Annotated in this window: 15 protein-coding genes; 1 reads left to right on the top strand and 14 read right to left on the bottom strand. The window is 64.0% G+C overall.

From position 1 onward, the window contains the following. Positions 1–36: 36 nt before the first annotated feature. The 14 genes from rfaE1 to gyrA all read right to left on the bottom strand — a co-directional run bounded on the left by rfaE1 (position 37) and on the right by gyrA (position 17,098). Positions 37–1,011, bottom strand: a complete 975-nt coding sequence (gene rfaE1, locus HV675_RS21155; protein WP_175113048.1) for a D-glycero-beta-D-manno-heptose-7-phosphate kinase — start codon at positions 1,009–1,011, stop codon at positions 37–39. Then, on the bottom strand, positions 1,004–2,413 hold the full coding sequence (locus HV675_RS21150) for a UDP-glucose dehydrogenase family protein (protein WP_175113047.1): 1,410 nt from the start codon (positions 2,411–2,413) through the stop codon (positions 1,004–1,006). The genes rfaE1 and HV675_RS21150 overlap by 8 nt, the downstream gene beginning before the upstream one ends. 282 nt (positions 2,414–2,695) lie before the next feature. Continuing rightward, a complete protein-coding gene (gene lapB / locus HV675_RS21145) occupies positions 2,696–3,871 on the bottom strand; it encodes a lipopolysaccharide assembly protein LapB (protein WP_175113046.1) in 1,176 nt (391 codons plus the stop codon). A 64-nt stretch (positions 3,872–3,935) separates the two neighbouring features. Next, complete coding sequence (locus HV675_RS21140; RefSeq protein WP_175113045.1) at positions 3,936–4,229, bottom strand: LapA family protein; 294 nt, start codon at positions 4,227–4,229, stop codon at positions 3,936–3,938. Between the two features lie 307 nt (positions 4,230–4,536). Further along, on the bottom strand, positions 4,537–4,869 hold the full coding sequence (locus HV675_RS21135; protein ID WP_175113044.1) for an integration host factor subunit beta: 333 nt from the start codon (positions 4,867–4,869) through the stop codon (positions 4,537–4,539). 22 nt (positions 4,870–4,891) lie between these two features. After that, positions 4,892–6,604 (bottom strand): 30S ribosomal protein S1, encoded by a 1,713-nt coding sequence (rpsA, locus tag HV675_RS21130; RefSeq protein ID WP_377700525.1) that lies wholly within the window; start codon positions 6,602–6,604, stop codon positions 4,892–4,894. 258 nt (positions 6,605–6,862) lie between these two features. Then, on the bottom strand, positions 6,863–7,546 hold the full coding sequence (gene cmk / locus HV675_RS21125) for a (d)CMP kinase (protein ID WP_175113043.1): 684 nt from the start codon (positions 7,544–7,546) through the stop codon (positions 6,863–6,865). A 75-nt stretch (positions 7,547–7,621) separates the two neighbouring features. After that, positions 7,622–8,926, bottom strand: a complete 1,305-nt coding sequence (gene aroA, locus HV675_RS21120; RefSeq protein WP_175113042.1) for a 3-phosphoshikimate 1-carboxyvinyltransferase — start codon at positions 8,924–8,926, stop codon at positions 7,622–7,624. A gap of 21 nt (positions 8,927–8,947) precedes the next feature. Next, entirely contained in the window at positions 8,948–9,943 is a 996-nt protein-coding gene (locus HV675_RS21115; RefSeq protein ID WP_175113041.1) for a prephenate dehydrogenase, read from the bottom strand. 65 nt (positions 9,944–10,008) lie between these two features. Beyond that, positions 10,009–11,121, bottom strand: coding sequence for a histidinol-phosphate transaminase (gene hisC / locus HV675_RS21110; RefSeq protein WP_175113040.1), 1,113 nt, complete (start codon positions 11,119–11,121; stop codon positions 10,009–10,011). A 152-nt stretch (positions 11,122–11,273) separates the two neighbouring features. Beyond that, entirely contained in the window at positions 11,274–12,359 is a 1,086-nt protein-coding gene (pheA, locus tag HV675_RS21105; protein WP_175113039.1) for a prephenate dehydratase, read from the bottom strand. 58 nt (positions 12,360–12,417) lie between these two features. After that, the gene (gene serC, locus HV675_RS21100; protein WP_175113038.1) at positions 12,418–13,500 is read right to left on the bottom strand and encodes a 3-phosphoserine/phosphohydroxythreonine transaminase; all 1,083 of its coding nucleotides are present in this window, start codon (positions 13,498–13,500) and stop codon (positions 12,418–12,420) included. A gap of 155 nt (positions 13,501–13,655) precedes the next feature. Further along, positions 13,656–14,282 carry a DUF2059 domain-containing protein gene (locus tag HV675_RS21095; RefSeq protein WP_175113037.1) on the bottom strand — a complete coding sequence of 209 codons (627 nt, stop codon included), beginning with the start codon at positions 14,280–14,282 and terminating at the stop codon, positions 13,656–13,658. Between the two features lie 146 nt (positions 14,283–14,428). Continuing rightward, on the bottom strand, positions 14,429–17,098 hold the full coding sequence (gene gyrA, locus HV675_RS21090) for a DNA gyrase subunit A (protein ID WP_175113036.1): 2,670 nt from the start codon (positions 17,096–17,098) through the stop codon (positions 14,429–14,431). A gap of 614 nt (positions 17,099–17,712) precedes the next feature. Here gyrA and ompA point away from each other — a divergent pair. Then, positions 17,713–18,360 carry an outer membrane protein OmpA gene (gene ompA / locus HV675_RS21085; RefSeq protein ID WP_175113035.1) on the top strand — a complete coding sequence of 216 codons (648 nt, stop codon included), beginning with the start codon at positions 17,713–17,715 and terminating at the stop codon, positions 18,358–18,360. Positions 18,361–18,556: the final 196 nt, after the last annotated feature.

The raw sequence follows: 18,556 nt of genomic DNA, 5'->3' as shown, positions 1-18,556 counted from the left end.
ATGCGTACCGCGACGGGACGGCGCGCGGCCTCGCGCTCAGTGAAAGAGTTCGTCGTAGTCGACGGTCGCGGTGCCGAGTTTGCCGACCACGATGCCGGCTGCGCGATTCGCGAGCGACACGGCTTCCGCAAGCGGCAGGCCCGCGCCGAGCATCACCGCGAGCGTCGCGATCACGGTGTCGCCCGCGCCCGACACATCATACACTTCGCGTGCTTCGGCCGACGCGTGCAGCACGCCGTCGTTCGAGAAGAGCGTCATGCCTTCCTCGGAACGCGTGAGCAGCAGCGCTGCGATATCGAGTTCGGCGCGCAGTTTCGTCACGCGCGCAAGCAGGTCCGCTTCCGATTTCCACTGGCCGACCACCTCGCGCAGCTCCGCACGATTCGGCGTGATCAGCGTCGCGCCGCGATAGCGCTCCCACTCGTCGCCCTTCGGGTCGACCAGCACCGGCTTGCCGGCCGCGCGCGCTTTTTCCATCATCTTCGTGACGTGCGTCAGGCCGCCCTTCGCATAGTCCGACATCAGGATCACGTCGTGCGCGGGCAACAGCGCGTCGAAACGCGCGAGGCCGGCGAGCAGCGCCTCGTGCGCCGGCGTATTTTCGAAGTCGACGCGCAACAGCTGCTGCTGGCGCGATAGCACGCGCAGCTTGATCGTGGTCGGCAGCGCCGGGTCGCGTTCGAGATGCGGATCGACGCCGCTGTCGCCGAGCAACTGCACGATCCGCTCGCCCGGCTCGTCATGGCCGACCACGCACAGCAGGCCCGCTTTCGCGCCGAGCGCCACCGCATTGCGCGCGACATTCGCCGCGCCGCCCAGGCGATCTTCCTGCCGCTGCACATGCACGACCGGCACCGGCGCTTCCGGCGAAATACGGTTCACGTCGCCGAACCAGTAGCGGTCCAGCATCACGTCGCCGACCACCAGCACGCGCGCGCGCGCGAGCCGCTCGCGCGGCACACTGCCCGCTTCGGGCACCGGGGTCGCGGTGTCGGGAATGAAATCACGCATGGCGGCCCCCGTCGGCGGTGCTTGCGGCGGCATACGGGCGGCCAATCGAGTGATAGTCGATGCCGAGTTCGGTCATCGCGTCCGGTTCATACAGATTGCGGCCGTCGAAAATCAGCGGCGACTTCAGCGCCGCTTTCAGATGCACGAAATCCGGGCTCTTGAACTCTTTCCACTCGGTCACGACAACCAGCGCGTCGGCGCCCGTCAGCGCTTCGTTCTGCGTGCCGGCGAAATGCAAGCGCGCGTGGTGTTCGGGCAAGTCGCGCAGATCCATCGCAAACACGCGACGCGCTTCGTCGAGCGCGACCGGGTCGTACGCGCGCACCGTCGCGCCGCGCGCGAGCAGCGCCGCGATCAGCCGGCGGCTGGGCGCTTCGCGCATATCGTCGGTATTCGGCTTGAACGCGAGCCCCCAAACCGCGAACGTTCGGCCCGTGAGGTCATCGCCGAGCGACTGCGTGATCTTGCGCACGAGCACTTCCTTCTGCTCGTGGTTCACCTCTTCGACCGCTTCGAGAATGCGCAGACTGTGGCCCGACTCGCTGCCGGTGCGGATCAGCGCCTGCACGTCTTTCGGAAAGCACGAGCCGCCGTAGCCGACACCCGCATACAGAAAGTGATAGCCGATGCGCGGATCGGAACCGATGCCGCGCCGCACCGCGTCGATGTCGGCGCCGACGCGTTCCGCGAGATTCGCCATCTCGTTCATGAACGAGATGCGCGTCGCGAGCATCGCGTTCGCCGCGTACTTCGTGAATTCAGCCGAACGCACGTCCATATACATGGTGCGCTCGTGGTTGCGGTTGAACGGCGCGTAAAGTCGCTTCATCAGTTCGCGCGCCTTTTCGCCGGGCACATCGTCGTCGCTGCCGATCACGATGCGATCGGGGCGCATGAAGTCATCGACGGCCGCGCCTTCCTTCAGGAATTCCGGATTCGACACGACCGAGAACGCATGCTGCAGCCCGCTCGCGCGGCCACGCGCAGCCAGTTGCTCGTCGACCACGTCGCGCACGCGCGCCGCGGTGCCGACCGGCACCGTCGACTTGTCGACGATCACCTTGAAGTTGTCCATATAGCGGCCGATGTTGCGCGCCGCTTCGAGCACGTACTGCAGGTCCGCGGAACCGTCCTCGTCGGGTGGCGTGCCGACCGCGATGAACTGGATATCGCCGTGCCGCACGCTCGCTTCGACGTCGGTCGAGAACGTGATGCGCCCCGCCGCGCGCGTGCGCGCGATGATTTCGCGCAGGCCCGGCTCGTGGATCGGCACGCCGCCGTTATTCAGGATGTCGATTTTGTGCGGATCGACGTCGAGGCAAAACACGTCGTTGCCGATTTCCGCGAGACACGCGCCTGTGACGAGGCCGACATAACCCGTGCCGATGATGGTGACTTTCATACGCTTTCCGGTAGTAGAGCCCGGCTCCGGGCCGGGGCGCTGTTTCCGCTCATTCCGCTATTTCCGCTGTGGGTAAAGCTGATGCTGCGTGGTGCGGGTACGGTTTTCTGTTTTCTGATTGCTCTGTCTATGTTTGCTGCACGTGATGCTGAACTTCTGTCGACCTCGGCGCTGCTTGCTGACGACAACCGTCGCCGTGCGTCGCGCATTTGCCGGTCGCGGCCAGGGCGCCGCCTCTACGTCGCCCGCAGCCCGCGATGCCCCCAAGCCGCCGTGCCGCACTCAATTCGACGCGGTGATCGGCTCGACCCGGCGCGGCGCGTACGTCTCCCAACCACTGCAACCCGGACACTGCCAGTAGAAAAGCCGCGCCCGGAAGCCGCAATTCTGGCACGTATACCGGGGCAGATTTTTGGTGCGCTGCCGGATCAGCGTGCGCATCAGTTCGAGTTCGCTGCGGCGCGGCTCTTCGGCCTTCGCCTGCTGCGCTTCGAGCAGCCGCGTCATGCCGGCCAGATTCGGCGACTTTTGCATCTGCGTGCGCGCGAGCGCGTGCGCGGCATCGAGGCCGCGCAGCGCCGCGACATGCTGGTAGCCGACGTCGAGCAGATCGTTCGACGGATACTCGTCGACCCATTGAGTCAGCAGGTCCGCGCCTTCTTCCTGGCGGCCCAGCGCTTCGTAGGCGTTCATCATTTTTTCGGCGACGAGCGGCAGATACGCGGGGTTCTGTGCCTCGACGCGGCGCCATTGCGCGATCGCCTTCTCGTACGCGCCGGCGGCCGCGTCGACGTCGCCGAACAGGATCGTCGCGCGTACGTTCTGCGGGTTCGCACGCAGCGCGAGGTCGAGCTGGCGCTGCGCTTCGTCCGGCTTCTTCTGCTGCAGCGCTTCCTGCGCCAGCTCGCAATGGAACTGCGCGATCGCCGTGCCAAGCGGCTCGGTGCCCATTGTCTCGAGTTGCCGCGCGGTGTCGATCGCCTTGTGCCAGTCCTTCTCGATCTCGTAGATCGTCAGCAGCGCGCGCTGCGCGCCGAGCGCATGATCGCCCGTCTGCAGCATGCGGAAGGTTTCTTCGGCGCGATCGAGCAGGCCCGCCTTCAGAAAATCCTGGCCGAGTTCGTAAAGCGCGTGATCCCGTTCGGTAACCGGCAAATCGGCGCGGCTCAGCAGATTCTGATGCACGCGGATCGCCCGGTCGGTCTCGCCGCGGCGCCGGAACAGATTGCCGAGCGCGAAGTGCAGTTCGATCGTCTCAGGGTCGAGCTTGACGACTTCGATAAACGCGTCGATTGCCTGATCCGGCTGTTCGTTCAACAGAAAATTCAGGCCGCGGAAATACGAACGCGGCAGATTGGCGCTTTCGGACAACAGCGCCTTGAGGTCGTAGCGCGCGGCAATCCAGCCGAACGCGAACGCGACGGGAATGACAAGCAGCCACCAGAAGTCCAGATCCATGCGTAATGAGCGGAAAGGCGGAAAAGCGTAAGTCGCGCACGGTAGGCGCGCGACGCGGGAATGCTTAAATCAGCGGCGGCAACGGCGGCTCTTCGACCACCACCGGCGTCTCGCGCGCAACGCGCAACTCGCGCTTGAGCCGGCCGTTTTCGAGCCGCAACCTGAACAACCCCGGCAGCGCCGACACGAGCCCAGCCAGCAAGCCGACGACAAAAAACGCGAGGCCGATCAGAATCAGCGGCGCGGGCCATGCGTAACCGGCGAGGAAATTCAGCGTGGCGGGCTGCGTGTTGGACAGTGCGAGCACCAGCAGCAGCACGAACACCAGCACGCGGATCAACCAGACGATAAATTTCATTTATAAATCTCTTGACGGCGGTTGCGGGAAGGACGCCGGCTTGATGGCGCATCGCGCCACGGTGTTTGCCCGCGCCGAAGTGCCCGTATTGTAAATGAAGCCCCCGCCGATGCACGCAAGCTTGCACGGGCGCGATCCAATCGATCCGGATCGCGGCCGCGCGACGGACGAAAAAAAAGCGCCTAAGGGCGCTTTTCTGGTGTTTGCCGTTTGCTGGCCTGGTATGCGTGCTCTCGTGAATGCGGCACGCGGCGCGGGCGATCGGCCTGAACGATCCGTACGCGCGTTGCAGCGCGTACGTTGGCTGTTACTGATCGTCGTCCGGTCCTTCCGCCGATTCGGCCTTCAACGGCTCACCGGCACGCCGGTCGACCCGTTCACGCAGTTCCTTGCCGGGCTTGAAGTGCGGCACGTACTTCTCCGGCACCAGCACCTTCTCACCCGACTTCGGATTGCGCCCGACTCGCGACGGACGGCGATTCAGGCCGAAGCTGCCGAAACCGCGAATTTCGATGCGATGGCCGTTGGCCAGCGCTTCCGACATCGCATCGAGCATCGTCTTCACCGCGAAATCCGCATCTTTCAATACAAGCTGCGGAAATCGCGTGGCCAGTTGGGCGACCAATTCCGATTTGGTCATTCTGCAGCAGACCTCTTAAGGCTTACTGGTTCTGGCCGTCGAGCTTGGCCTTCAGGAGCGCGCCGAGGTTCGTCGTGCCGCTGGCCGCCGCGTTGGTGTCAGACTGCAGACCGCGCATCGCTTCCTGTTGCTCGGCCGAGTCCTTCGCCTTGATCGACAGGTTGATGCCACGCGACTTGCGATCGATGTTGATGATCATCGCGTTGACCTTGTCGCCTTCCTTCAGCACGTTGCGAGCATCTTCCACGCGGTCTTGCGCGATTTCCGAAGCACGCAGGTAGCCTTCGACTTCCGCGCTCAGCGTCACGACTGCGCCCTTCGCGTCCACCGCTTTCACCACGCCGTCGACGATCGAACCCTTGTCGTTCATCGCCACGAAGTTGCTGAACGGGTCGCCTTCGAGCTGCTTGATGCCGAGCGAAATGCGTTCCTTCTCGACATCGATGCCGAGCACGACCGCTTCCACTTCGTCGCCCTTCTTGTACTTGCGCACGGCCTCTTCGCCGCTTTCGCTCCACGACAGATCCGACAGGTGCACCAGACCGTCGATGCCGCCCGGCAGACCGATGAACACGCCGAAGTCGGTGATCGACTTGATCGCGCCCTGCAGCTTGTCGCCCTTCTTGAAGTTGCGGCTGAAGTCATCCCACGGATTCGGCTTGCACTGCTTCATGCCGAGGCTGATACGGCGGCGGTCTTCGTCGATCTCGAGGACCATGACTTCGACTTCGTCGCCCAGTTGCACGACCTTCGACGGCGCAACGTTCTTGTTGGTCCAGTCCATTTCCGACACGTGGACGAGGCCTTCGATGCCCGATTCCACTTCGACGAACGCGCCGTAGTCGGTGATGTTCGTGACCTTGCCGAACAGACGCGTGCCCGACGGGTAACGACGCGAGATGCCTTCCCACGGATCGTCGCCCAGCTGCTTGATACCGAGCGAAACGCGGTTCTTTTCCTGGTCGAACTTGAGGATCTTCGCGGTGACTTCCTGGCCGACCGACAGCACTTCGCTCGGGTGACGCACGCGACGCCATGCGATGTCGGTGATGTGCAGCAGGCCGTCGATACCGCCGAGGTCCACGAACGCGCCGTAGTCGGTAATGTTCTTGACCACGCCTTCGACGATCGCGCCTTCCTTCAGCGTCTCGAGCAGCTTCGCGCGCTCTTCGCCTTGCGTCGCTTCGATCACGGCGCGGCGCGACAGCACGACGTTGTTACGCTTGCGGTCGAGCTTGATGACGCGGAATTCGAGCGTCTTGCCTTCGTACGGCGTGGTGTCCTTGACCGGACGCGTATCGACCAGCGAACCCGGCAGGAACGCGCGGATGCCGTTGACCATCACGGTCATGCCGCCCTTGACCTTGCCGGTGATCGTGCCGGTCACGAGCTCGTTGTTGTCGAGCGCCTTTTCCAGCGACAGCCACGAAGCCAGACGCTTCGCCTTGTCGCGCGACAGGATGGTGTCGCCATAGCCGTTTTCGAGTGCGTCGATCGCGACGGAAACGAAGTCGCCCGCCTGCACTTCTACCTCGCCCGCGTCATTCAGGAACTCTTCGAGCGGGATGTAGGCTTCGGACTTCAGACCAGCGTTGACGACCACGAAGTTGTGGTCCACACGCACGACTTCGGCGGAAATCACTTCGCCGGCGCGCATGTCCTGCTTGGTCAGCGACTCTTCGAACAGAGCCGCAAAAGATTCGGTATTCGGGGTTGAGGTTTGCAGGTCGGACATAAAAATCAGAATTTGTATGGCTTTCGCGGCGCCCGGCCGGTCTTGCTAGCGAGACCCGACCACTTTGGCGGTATTCGAATGCCACACGGGGTTAAAGGGTTAACGTACGTTCCGCCTGAATGCGGAACACCAACTGCTTGCTGCTTGCTTTGCTACGGTCTACTACCGGGTCTACTACCGGGTCTACTACCGGGTCTACTACCGGGTCTCTACTACGATCGATCGATGCGGATTTTTAAACCTGCCGGCGTACGCCTGTTACGCTTTCACATCGGCCTTGAACCACTGGACGACCTGATCGACAGCTTCGTCGATTGACAGCATGGACGTATCCAGCAGCCTCGCATCCGCTGCGGGCTTGAGCGGCGCGGCGGCGCGGTTGCTGTCGCGCTCGTCGCGTTCACGCAAATCCCGAAGCAAGTCATCCATATTAGCAGAAAATCCTTTTTGGATCAATTGCTTATGCCGGCGCGCCGCACGCGCCTCGACGCTTGCCGTCAAAAACACTTTCAGACCCGCGTCGGGGAAGATGATGGTGCCCATGTCGCGGCCGTCGGCGACGAGGCCCGGCACCTTGCGAAACGCGCGCTGCCGCGCGATCAGCGCGGTCCGCACCGGCGCGTGCACCGCGATCGCCGACGCCCGGTTGCCGATCTCCTCGGCGCGAATCTCGGACGATACGTCAACGCCGTCGAGCTGCGCGATACCTTCGCGAAACGTGATGTGCAGATCGTCGATCAGCTTCGCGAGCGAACCGGCGTCGTCGGGCGCAATATCGTAGCGCAGGCTCGCGAGCGCGGCGAGCCGGTACAGCGCGCCGCTATCGAGCAGGTGAAAGCCCAGCTGGGCGGCAACCAGGGCGGCCACGGTGCCTTTACCGGAGGCAGTCGGGCCGTCGATCGTAATGACGGGCGTCTGGTGAAAGGGACGGGTCGGTTTCATCTAATGTAATTGTCAGTCGCGCGTCGGTCGGGTGGAACGCTCAGGTGGAACCACCCCGGCGAAATTATCGCGAAGTTATGGCTGCGCGAGCGCAATGAAGCGCTCGAAATAATCGGGGAACGTCTTCGCGACGCATTGCGGGTCGTTGATCCGTACCGGCACGCCACCGAGGCTCACCAGCGAGAAGCACATCGCCATCCGGTGATCGTCATATGTATCGATCGCCGCGTTCGGCGTCAGTTTCGCCGGCGGCACGACCACCAGGTAATCTTCGCCCTCGGTGACCTTTGCGCCGACCTTGCGCAGTTCGGTGGCCATCGCGGCCAGCCGGTCGGTTTCCTTCACGCGCCAGCTCGCGATATTGCGCAGCGTCGTCGCGCCATCGGCGAACAGCGCGGCGACCGCGATGGTCATTGCGGCATCCGGAATCAGGTTGAAGTCCATGTCGATCGGCTCGAGCTTGCCGTCGTCGCGGCCGACCCCGCGCACTTCGATCCAGTCGTCGCCCATCAGCACGTTCGCGCCCATCCTGATCAGCGCATCGGCAAAGCCGATGTCGCCCTGGATGCTGGCGCGCCCGACGCCCTCGACGCGCAACGGCCCGCCGCCCAGCACGCCGGCTGCGAGAAAATACGACGCCGACGACGCATCGCCTTCGACCATGATCGTCCCCGGCGACTGGTAGCGCACGCCCGCCGGTATGGTGAAGCGGTGCCAGCCGGCGCGCTCGACGGTGATGCCGAAGCGCGCCATCAGCTTGATCGTGATGTCGATATACGGCTTCGAGATCAGTTCGCCGTCCACCTCCACCACCGTCACGCCGCTTTCGCTGCGCACGAGCGGCAGCGTCATCAGCAAGGCGGTCAGGAACTGGCTCGAGACATCGCCGCGCACGCGAATCGGCGCGTCGACCGTGATCTGCGCCGGGCGGATGCGCAGCGGCGGATAGCCGTCGTTCTCCTCATATTCGATCACCGCGCCGATCTGCCGCAGCCCGTCGACCAGATCGCCGATCGGCCGCTCATGCATGCGCGGCACGCCATGCACGCGGTAGTTGCCGCCATTCACCGCCAGCGCGGCCGTCAGCGGCCGGACCGCGGTGCCCGCGTTGCCGAGGAACAGGTCTGCCGTTCTTGCGGTGAACGCGCCGCGCGTGCCGGTCACCACGCACACATCGCCGTCGCGCTTCAACTTCACGCCGAGCTTTTCGAGCGCGGCGATCATCACGCGGGTGTCGTCCGAATCGAGCAGATTCGTGATCGTCGTGTCGCCCTCGGCCAGCGCCGCGAGCAGCAGAACGCGGTTCGAAATGCTCTTCGAGCCGGGCAGGCGCACCGTGCCGGACATGCGGGAAAACGGTCCGAGATCGAGGTAGTCCATGATGGGAGGTCCAGTTATCGGTTATTTCGACGATTCGCTGTCGCCGTTTGCCGCTGCGGCGGGCCTCGCCGCGCGCAGCTGCCAGTCGGTGCGGGCCGCGCGCGAGCGCGCAAAGACCGCTTCGAGCGCCGCGCCGTCACCCGCTTCGATGGCCGCGCGCAGCGCGGCGAGCACCGCAGTGTAACCGTCGAGTTCTTCAAGCAGTGCGGTGCGATTGGCGATGCAGATGTCGCGCCACATTTCAGGACTCGACGCGGCGATTCGCGTGAAGTCGCGAAAGCCACCCGACGCGAACGCAAAGCGCAGCGCCGCGTCCTGCGACTGCAGGATCTGCTCGATGTATGCGAACGCCAGCACATGCGGCAGATGACTCACCGACGCGAGCACGCGGTCATGCTGCGGCGGCGCCATTTCATGCACGGTCGCGCCCGCGGCGCGCCACATGTCGGCGACGCGCGCGACCGTCGCCGGGCGGCTTTCCGGCAGCGGACACAGCACGACGTTGCGGTCCACATAAAGATCGGCCAGGGCCGCCTCGACGCCGCTCGCTTCGCGGCCGGCGATCGGATGGCCGGGCACGAACTGGCCGAGGCGCTCGTGAGCGCGACGGGCGCGCGCGCCGTCAACGGGCGGTTGCAAACTTGCCGGGCCGAGCACCGCGCGGGCGGCCGCGACGACATCCGCCTTCGTGCTGCCTGCATCGGTAATGATCGTCTGGCCGCCGAGGAACGGCGCGATGCGCTCGAGTAACGGCCGCGTCTGCGCAACCGGCGCGGCAAGCAGCACGATGTCGGCGCCGTCGAGCGCTTCGGCGAGCGAACGATCATCGTCGAGCGCAGCCGAACGGTCGATCACGTTAAGTTCGAGCGCGCGCGCGGTCGATGCGGCGGTACGGCCGACGCCGACCACCTCACGCGCGCCGCCTACGTCGCCGCGCTCGCGCAGCGCGCGCGCAAGCGACCCGCCGATCAGGCCGACGCCGAAAATTACCAGTTTGTCAAAAGAGAACGCAGCCACGTGAGGTCACATAAAAAGCGTGCCGGAAAAGATTGAGAGCCGGCGCGCGGATCGAAGTGAAGCGCTCAGACGGTTGCCAGCGTCTTTTCGAGCGCCGCGAGAAACGCCTCGTTTTCTTCCGGGAGACCGACCGTCACACGCAGCCATTGCGGCAAGCCGTAGCCGCCGACCGGCCGCACGATCACGCCTTGCTTCAACAGCTCCAGATTGACGCGGTCGCCGGCGCGATCGTCGTTGCCGACCCGCACCATCACGAAGTTGCCGTGCGACGGCACGTACTCGAGGCCGAGCTTGTCGAACGCCGCGGTGAGGTAGCGATAGCCCTCCGCGTTGAGCGCCGCGCTCTTTTCGAGGAACGGCTTGTCGTTGAGCGCCGCCACCGCGGCGGCCTGCGCGAGCGTGTTCACGTTGAAAGGCTGGCGCAGGCGGTTCAGCAGATCGGTCAGCTCCGGCTGCGCGACCGCGAAGCCGATGCGCAAACCGGCCAGGCCGAACGCCTTCGAGAACGTGCGCGACACGAGCAGGTTCGGATAGCGGCGCGCCCATTCGATCGAGTCGTAACGATGCTCCGGCGCGAGGTATTCGGTGTAAGCCTCGTCCAGCACGACCACCACGTGGCGCGGCACCTTCTGCAGAAACGCCTCGAGTGTCGGACCGTCGACGAACGTGCCGGTCGGATTGTTCGGGTTCGCGATGAACATCAGACGCGTATCGTCGGCGATCGCGGCCAGCATCGCGTCGAGATCGTGACCGTACTGCGCCGCGGGCGCGACGATGCCGCGCGCACCGACGCCCTGCGCGGCCAGCGCATAGATCGCAAACGCGTACTGCGAATAGACGACCGACTGCCCCTTCTCGACGAACGCATGCGCGGCGAGCTCGAGGATGTCGTTGCTGCCGTTGCCGAGCGTGATCCAGTCGGCCGGCACGCCGTAATACGCGGACAGCGCCTCTTTCAGTTCGAACGCGTTCGAATCCGGATAGCGGCCGAGCTCGCTCGCCGCGCGCGCCATTGCGCGCTGCGCGGACTCCGGCATGCCGAGCGGGTTTTCATTCGACGCGAGCTTGATGATGCGCGCTTCGTCGAGACCGAACTGGCGGGCCACTTCCGCAATCGGCCGGCCCGCGACATAAGGCGCAATCCCGCGCACGTAAGAAGGGCCGTAGGGCGTAGTCATGTGTATCTCCGGGTCGACGAATCGACTATCTATAGGGTTGAGCGAAGCGCGGGGCCAGCCGGGCGCGTACTGCGCGGTGCGTACCGCGCGCGTATCGCGCGTCTTTGCCGGTCGGCGCGCCCGCCATGAGGCTTGCACTGCAGCGCCGTCGCTCAGCGCGCGCGCGGATACGAGCCCAGAATTTTCAGGAGCGCCGCTTTCTGATCCAGTTCGACCAGCGCGGCCGACACCGCCGGATCGTCGCGATGGCCTTCGAGATCGATGTAGAAGTAATACTCCCACGTGCCGACGCGCGCCGGACGCGATTCGAATCGGGTCATCGACACGCCATGGCGCGCAAGCGGCTCGAGCAGCTTGAACATCGCACCCGGCTCGTTCGCGACCGATACGATCAGCGAGGTCTTGTCGTAGCCGCTCGGCCCCGACGGCTCTTTGCCGATCATCACGAAGCGCGTGCGGTTGTGCGGGTCGTCCTGGATCAGCGCGTACGCGATCTGCAGACCGTACTGCGTGGCCGCGCGGTCGCCTGCGATCGCGGCAATGGACGGATCCTGCGCCGCGAGGCGTGCGCCTTCCGCATTGCTCGACACCGCCTGCCGCTCCAGATGCGGCGCATGCGTGGCCAGCCAGCGCTGGCACTGCGCGAGCGCCTGCGGATGCGCGCATACGCGCGTGATGCCGGTCAGATCGCCGCTCGCGGTCAACAGGTTGTGGTGGATCGGCAGTGCGAGTTCGCCGCCGATCAGCAGTTGCGTCTCGAGCAGCAGATCGAGCGTGCGCGAGACCGCCCCTTCGGTCGAATTCTCGATCGGCACCACGCCGAATTCCGCGGCGCCCGCTTCGACCGAGCGGAACACCTCGTCGATCGACGCACACGCGAGCCCTTCGATCGATTGACCGAAGTACTCGTGCATCGCCTGCTCGCTATAGGTGCCAGCCGGTCCGAGAAAGCCGACGCGGATGTTCTGTTCGAGCGCGCGGCTCGCCGCCATGATCTCGCGCCAGATTGCGCTGATATGCGCGTCGGCGAGCGGTCCGCCGCTCATCTGCTGCAGCCGCGCGATGACCTGCTGCTCGCGTTCCGGGCGGAACACCGGCGCGTTGAAATGCTTCTTGACCTCGCCCACTTCGAGCGCGACCGCCGCGCGTTGATTGAGCAGCGCGATCAGTTGCGCGTCGAGTGCGTCGATGCGTTCGCGCAGCGGTTTGAGTCGTGAGTTAAGTTCGTCGTCGTCCATGCTAGTGACTTGCCACGGCTGTGTCGTCCAATGCGCGCGCTAGAACCGGATGGCCCGGTTACGCGCTGCGCCGTTCAAACTCCTTCATGTACTCGACCAGCGCCTTGACGGCTTCGATCGGCACCGCGTTGTAGATTGACGCCCGCATGCCGCCGACGGACTTGTGGCCCTTCAGCTGCACCAGCCCGCGCGCTTTAGCGCCGGCAAGGAATGCTTCGTTGCGCGCTTCGTCGGCGAGGAAGAACGGCACGTTCATCCGCGACCGCGCGCCGCGTTCAACCTTGTTCAGATAGAAGCGGCTGGCGTCGATCGTGTCGTACAGCAGCTTCGCCTTCTCGACGTTGCGCGCTTCGATCGCGGTCAATCCGCCCAGCTTCTTCAACCACTTGAACACGAGCCCCGCGATATAGATAGCGTAGGTGGGCGGCGTGTTGTACATCGAGTTGTTCAGTGCGACCGTCTTCCATTCGAACGCCGACGGGCAGACGGACATCGCGCGGTCCAGCAGGTCTTCGCGGACGATCACGACCGTCACGCCGGCGATGCCGATGTTCTTCTGCGCGCCGCCGAACAGCACGCCGTATCTGGCGACGTCCATCGGGCGCGACAGCAGATGCGACGATGCATCCGCGACGAGCGGGATGTCGCCGAGCTCCGGGATGTCGAACGTCTCGACGCCGTGGATTGTCTCGTTCGTGCACAGATGCACGTAAGCCGGATCCGCGGACAGTTGCCATTCAGCGTGCGCCGGCGCGCGCGTAAAGCCGTCGTCGGTCTGGCCGCTCGCGGCGATCTGCGCGGTGCCGTACTTTTTCGCTTCGTTGAACGACTTTTGCGACCACGAACCGGTGATGACGAAATCCGCGCGCGGCTTCGTGCCAAACAGGTTCATCGGCACGATGGCGTTTTCGCCGAGGCCGCCGCCCTGCAGGAAGAGGATCTGATGGCTCGACGGCACTGCGAGCAACTCACGCAGATCGACCAGCGCCTCTTCGTGGATCGCCATGAACTCCTTGCCGCGATGGCTCATTTCCATCACGCTCATGCCGCTGCCGTGCCAGTCGAGCATTTCGTCAGCCGCCTGGCGCAGCACTTCTTCGGGCAACGCGGCGGGGCCGGCGGAGAAATTGAAGACGCGCATCGAAAGAAATCCCGGAAACGGGGGCGCGCAAAGTACAACACCGGGTTCGCGCCCAGAAAGACAATGGCCGTCTGCGCGCTCGCGCAAACGGCCATTATCGCATCGACGCCGGGAACCCGCCACGGCGGCGGCCCGTCGTCAACTCACCCTACAGCTTACTTACTGGCCGGCTTGGCCGAAGACACCGACGCCACTTCCTTGTCCGCCTGATCGCGGGTTGCCTTGATCGATTGCGGCATGTACTTCTGCATCAGACCGTTCACGACGTCGCGGCCCACCTGGTCTTGCACCTGGATGAACTTGCGGCCCGTCGGGCTCTTGTAGAACGCGGTCAGATCCTTGATTTCCTGCGTCGAGTAGTACTTCGCGTACGCCTCGTACTGCGCTTCCATCGCGTCCTGACGGAAGCCGTCGGTCGCGAATACCTGGCCTGCCGAGTCAACCAGCTTCGGCACGGCGTTCTTCTGCAGCGTCGGCACGGAAGCCTGCTTCTGCTTGTCGGTCATCGTCTTGTTTTCAGACAGCGCGTCCGACAGGATCGCCGGCACGAGCTGCTTGGCCTGCATTTGCGCGCTGTTGCCGATCGCGCCGACCAGCTTCTGCGCGTCGATCGCGTCGAGCAGGTCCTTGATCGCGGCCTGCTTGGCCGGATCGACCGGCGCGGCCTGTGCCGCGGGCGCGGCTGCAGCCGGCGCCGGCTGCTGGTTCTGGAGCGCCTGCGCCATCGCGAAGGTCGGCACGAAAGCGGCCAGCATCATCCACAGCTTGAATCGTTTTTGCATCACTACTCCCTAAGAAAAATTGATTCGGGTGCCCGCCGCGCGGACCCGCGCATCGGCCGATCCGATGTGCGGGCTCACGCCCGTGCGGTTCATACTCGTTACAAGGAAAACGTCAGCCTGGATCGGTCCCCGGGGTCAGGCCGGGGTTACGTCACTGCGCCGCCGTCGCCGTCCGGACCGTTGTCATCGCCGCCGCTTTGTGTGCCATCGTCGGCGCTGCTGTCCGTCACACCGTCGGTGTCGCCGTCTACGTCGGCTTCCGCTTCGGCGATATGCTGCAGGCCCGAAAGCTTGGTGCCCTCATCAAGGCTGATGAGTGTAACACCTTGCGTCGCACGGCCCATTTCACGTATCTCCGATACCCGCGTGCGGATCAGCACGCCGGTATCGGTGATCAGCATGATCTGCGCCTCCTGGTCGACCAGCGTCGCGGCGACTACCCTGCCGTTACGTTCCGACGTCTGGATGGCGATCATCCCCTTCGTGCCGCGGCCGTGACGCGTGTACTCGCTGATCGGCGTGCGTTTGCCGTAACCGTTTTCGGTCGCGGTCAGCACCGACTGCTGCTCATCGCCGGCCACGAGCAGGGCGATGACCCGCTGGCCGTCGTCGAGCTGCATGCCGCGCACGCCGCGCGCTTCGCGGCCCATCGGCCGGACGTCGTTTTCATCGAAGCGCACCGCCTTGCCCGAATCGGAGAACAGCATCACATCGTGCTGGCCGTCGGTGATCGCCGCGCCGATCAGGTAATCGCCGTCGTCGAGGCCGACCGCGATAATACCTTTACGCAGCGGCCGGCTGAACTGCTCGAGCGGCGTTTTCTTGACCGTGCCGAGCGCGGTGGCCATAAACACGTATTTGTCCGCCGAGAACTCCTTGACCGGCAACACCACCGTGATCTTCTCGCCCTCCTGCAGCGGGAACATGTTGACGATCGGCCGGCCGCGCGAATTGCGCGAGCCCTGCGGCACTTCATAAACCTTCACCCAGTACACGCGGCCGCGGTTCGAGAAGCACAGGATGTGATCGTGCGTGTTCGCGATGAAGAGCGAGTCGATCCAGTCGTCTTCCTTCATCGACGTCGCCTGTTTGCCGCGACCCCCGCGCTTCTGTGCCCGATATTCGGACAACGGCTGCGATTTCACGTAGCCGGTATGCGACATCGTCACCACCATGTCCTGCGGCGTGATCAGGTCTTCGGTGTTCAGCTCGGTCGCGTTCATCTCGATCTTCGAGCGGCGTTTGTCGCCAAATTCGCTCTTGATCGACGCGAGTTCGTCGAAAATGATGGTGGCAATGCGCTCGGGTTTGGCGAGGATGTCGAGCAGGTCGGCGATCTGCGCCATCACTTCGCGGTACTCGCCAATGATCTTGTCCTGCTCGAGGCCGGTCAGGCGCTGCAGACGCATTTGCAGGATTTCCTGCGCCTGCGTGTCCGACAGACGGTACAGCCCGTCGCCCTGCATGCCGAACGACGCGGCCAGCCCGTCCGGACGATACGCTTCACGACCACCCGCTGTCGCGTTTTCGGCTTCCGCGCGCTGCAGCATCTCGCGCACGAGCGACGAATCCCACGAGCGGGCCATCAACTCCTGCTTCGCGATCGGCGGCGTCGGCGCGGCCTTGATGATGCTGATGAACTCATCGATGTTGGCCAGCGCGACCGCGAGGCCTTCGAGCACGTGACCGCGTTCGCGCGCCTTGCGCAGTTCGTAGATCGTGCGCCGCGTCAGCACTTCGCGGCGATGCGACAGGAAATGCGTGAGCATTTCCTTCAGGTTCAGCAGCTTCGGCTGGCCATCGACGAGCGCGACCATGTTCATGCCGAAGGTGTCCTGCAGCTGCGTCGCCTTATACAGATTGTTGAGGATAACTTCGGGCACTTCGCCGCGCTTCAGCTCGATCACGACGCGCATGCCGCTCTTGTCGGATTCGTCGCGGATGTCCGAGATGCCTTCGAGCTTCTTCTCGTTGACGAGCTCGGCGATGCGCTCGAGCAGCGAGCGCTTGTTCACCTGATACGGCAACTCGTCGACGATGATCGCCATGCGCTGGCCGCGGTCGATTTCCTCGAAATGCGTGAGCGCGCGCATCAGCACGCGGCCGCGCCCCGTGCGGTAGCCGTCGCGCACGCCGGCCACGCCGTAGATGATGCCGGCGGTCGGGAAGTCCGGCGCAGGCACGATCTCGATCAGCTCGTCGATGGTCGCTTCCGGGTTCTTCAGCAGATGGTGGCAGGCGTCGACAATCTCGTTCAGATTGTGCGGCGGGATATTCGTCGCCATCCCGACCGCGATGCCGGACGAGCCGTTGATCAGCAGGTTCGGGATACGCGCCGGCAGAATGCCCGGCTCGTTTTCGCTACCGTCGTAGTTCGGCTGGAAATCGACGGTTTCCTTGTCGATATCGGCGAGCAGCTCGTGGCCGATCTTCGCCATGCGGATTTCGGTGTACCGCATCGCCGCGGCGTTGTCGCCGTCGACCGAACCGAAATTGCCCTGCCCGTCGACCAGCATGTAGCGCAGCGAGAAATCCTGCGCCATGCGCACGATCGTGTCGTACACCGCGGTGTCGCCGTGCGGATGGTACTTACCGATCACGTCGCCGACGATACGCGCCGACTTCTTGTACGCGCGGTTCCAGTCGTTGTTCAGCTCGTGCATCGCGAAGAGCACCCGGCGGTGCACCGGCTTCAGGCCGTCGCGGACATCGGGAAGGGCGCGCCCAACGATCACGCTCATCGCGTACTCGATGTACGAGCGGCGCATTTCCTCCTCTAGGGAGATTGGCAGAGTCTCTTTGGCGAATTGATCCATTGTCCGTGTCGATTACGTGCGGTGGCACAACTGACGCTGACGTTCTCTGACAATCGCCGGCACCGCGCCTGCGACGTCTGGAAACATTCGGCGATAATGCCCGACGACGCGTAGTTTACGTTTTGAAAGTAATTCGTAAAATTGTGCGCCCCAAGGCGGCGCTACGATCTCAGCGCATCACGCGATTCTACCATGCGGCGCATCCGCCCCCGCCGACCTGCGTATACCTATTAGAGGAATGCGCACGAACGGCTTGTGCACCGCTTGTGCGTCGCTATTGCACCGCGCCTGACCCGTTTTTGCCGCGCTTTGGACCGGGTTCGGAGGACGCGCAGGTCCGATTCCTGCTGCGCTGCCTGCCGCGCCAGGCGGGGCTCGACGTTTGTTGCGCATGCACCACATTCGAACGGGGCTGGATATAGGGGAAGGATTTTTTTATCGTCGGAAGGGAACGATATGGCAAAATGCCAACGCACAAAGTTAGACACTGCTCGAAGTCTATGCAGCGGGTCTTTTGTTCCGCACCGATGTTATACTTCGAGCAATGTATGACGTGTCTACGATCAACAGGCTCGCAGTAAACCTGCGGTAATCTCAATTTCGAGAGGAGAAATATGAATAAACTTTCAAAGCTCGCGTTCATTGCAGCTACCGCAGTGATGGCTGCATCGGCGTCGGCACAGTCGGTGCCGGCCTCGCGACAAGCTGTTAATGACAACTGGGTGAACGGCACCGGCGAATACGTGTGGATGAACGGCACGAACGAGCTTTGCTGGCGCGACGCGTTCTGGACGCCGGCAACGGCTAACGCAAAGTGCGACGGCGCACTCGTCGCACAGGCTCCGACCCCGCCGGCACCGGCGCCGGTCGCTCCGGCCATCACGAGCCAAAAGATTACCTATCAGGCTGACACGCTGTTCGACTTCGACAAGGCTGTCCTGAAGCCGGCTGGCAAGGAAAAGCTGGATGACCTCGCAGCGAAGATCCAGGGCCTGAACCTCGAAGTGGTCGTCGCAACGGGTTACACGGACCGCATCGGTTCGGACAAGTACAACGACCGTCTGTCGCTGCGTCGTGCTCAAGCTGTGAAGGCATACCTCGTCAGCAAGGGCATCGAAGCCAACCGTATCTACACGGAAGGCAAGGGCAAGCGCGACCCGGTTACGACGGGCTGCAACCAGAAGAACCGCAAGCAACTCATCGCCTGCCTCGCACCGGATCGTCGCGTGGAAGTCGAAGTTGTCGGTACCGCGAAGCAGTAAGCGTCAAATTACCGCAGTATCAAAGCCCCGCTACGGCGGGGCTTTTTTTATCCGTCGCCGGGCTCCTACCGGGCGCGCGAGTCCAGTCGGACCGCGCCGCGGGGTTCCCCCGGCAAGCGCCGCCAGCGGGGCTTTTGCTGCACCTGGCGGCGACCTGTATACTCAGGGCTTGTCCTCGTCGCCCTGCTCATCCGCC

Source organism: Paraburkholderia solisilvae (assembly GCF_902859875.1).
Taxonomy (GTDB): domain Bacteria; phylum Pseudomonadota; class Gammaproteobacteria; order Burkholderiales; family Burkholderiaceae; genus Paraburkholderia; species Paraburkholderia solisilvae.
Note: the sequence above shows the minus strand (reverse complement) of the source record. Positions and strands in the feature narration are given on the sequence as shown.

Coding starts and splice junctions, on each gene's coding strand:
- rfaE1 (WP_175113048.1), bottom strand. CDS start 1,011: ATGCGTGATTTCATTCCCGACACCGCGACCCCGGTGCCCGAAGCGGGC.
- HV675_RS21150 (WP_175113047.1), bottom strand. CDS start 2,413: ATGAAAGTCACCATCATCGGCACGGGTTATGTCGGCCTCGTCACAGGC.
- lapB (WP_175113046.1), bottom strand. CDS start 3,871: ATGGATCTGGACTTCTGGTGGCTGCTTGTCATTCCCGTCGCGTTCGCG.
- HV675_RS21140 (WP_175113045.1), bottom strand. CDS start 4,229: ATGAAATTTATCGTCTGGTTGATCCGCGTGCTGGTGTTCGTGCTGCTG.
- HV675_RS21135 (WP_175113044.1), bottom strand. CDS start 4,869: ATGACCAAATCGGAATTGGTCGCCCAACTGGCCACGCGATTTCCGCAG.
- rpsA (WP_377700525.1), bottom strand. CDS start 6,604: ATGTCCGACCTGCAAACCTCAACCCCGAATACCGAATCTTTTGCGGCT.
- cmk (WP_175113043.1), bottom strand. CDS start 7,546: ATGAAACCGACCCGTCCCTTTCACCAGACGCCCGTCATTACGATCGAC.
- aroA (WP_175113042.1), bottom strand. CDS start 8,926: ATGGACTACCTCGATCTCGGACCGTTTTCCCGCATGTCCGGCACGGTG.
- hisC (WP_175113040.1), bottom strand. CDS start 11,121: ATGACTACGCCCTACGGCCCTTCTTACGTGCGCGGGATTGCGCCTTAT.
- pheA (WP_175113039.1), bottom strand. CDS start 12,359: ATGGACGACGACGAACTTAACTCACGACTCAAACCGCTGCGCGAACGC.
- serC (WP_175113038.1), bottom strand. CDS start 13,500: ATGCGCGTCTTCAATTTCTCCGCCGGCCCCGCCGCGTTGCCCGAAGAA.
- HV675_RS21095 (WP_175113037.1), bottom strand. CDS start 14,282: ATGCAAAAACGATTCAAGCTGTGGATGATGCTGGCCGCTTTCGTGCCG.
- gyrA (WP_175113036.1), bottom strand. CDS start 17,098: ATGGATCAATTCGCCAAAGAGACTCTGCCAATCTCCCTAGAGGAGGAA.
- ompA (WP_175113035.1), top strand. CDS start 17,713: ATGAATAAACTTTCAAAGCTCGCGTTCATTGCAGCTACCGCAGTGATG.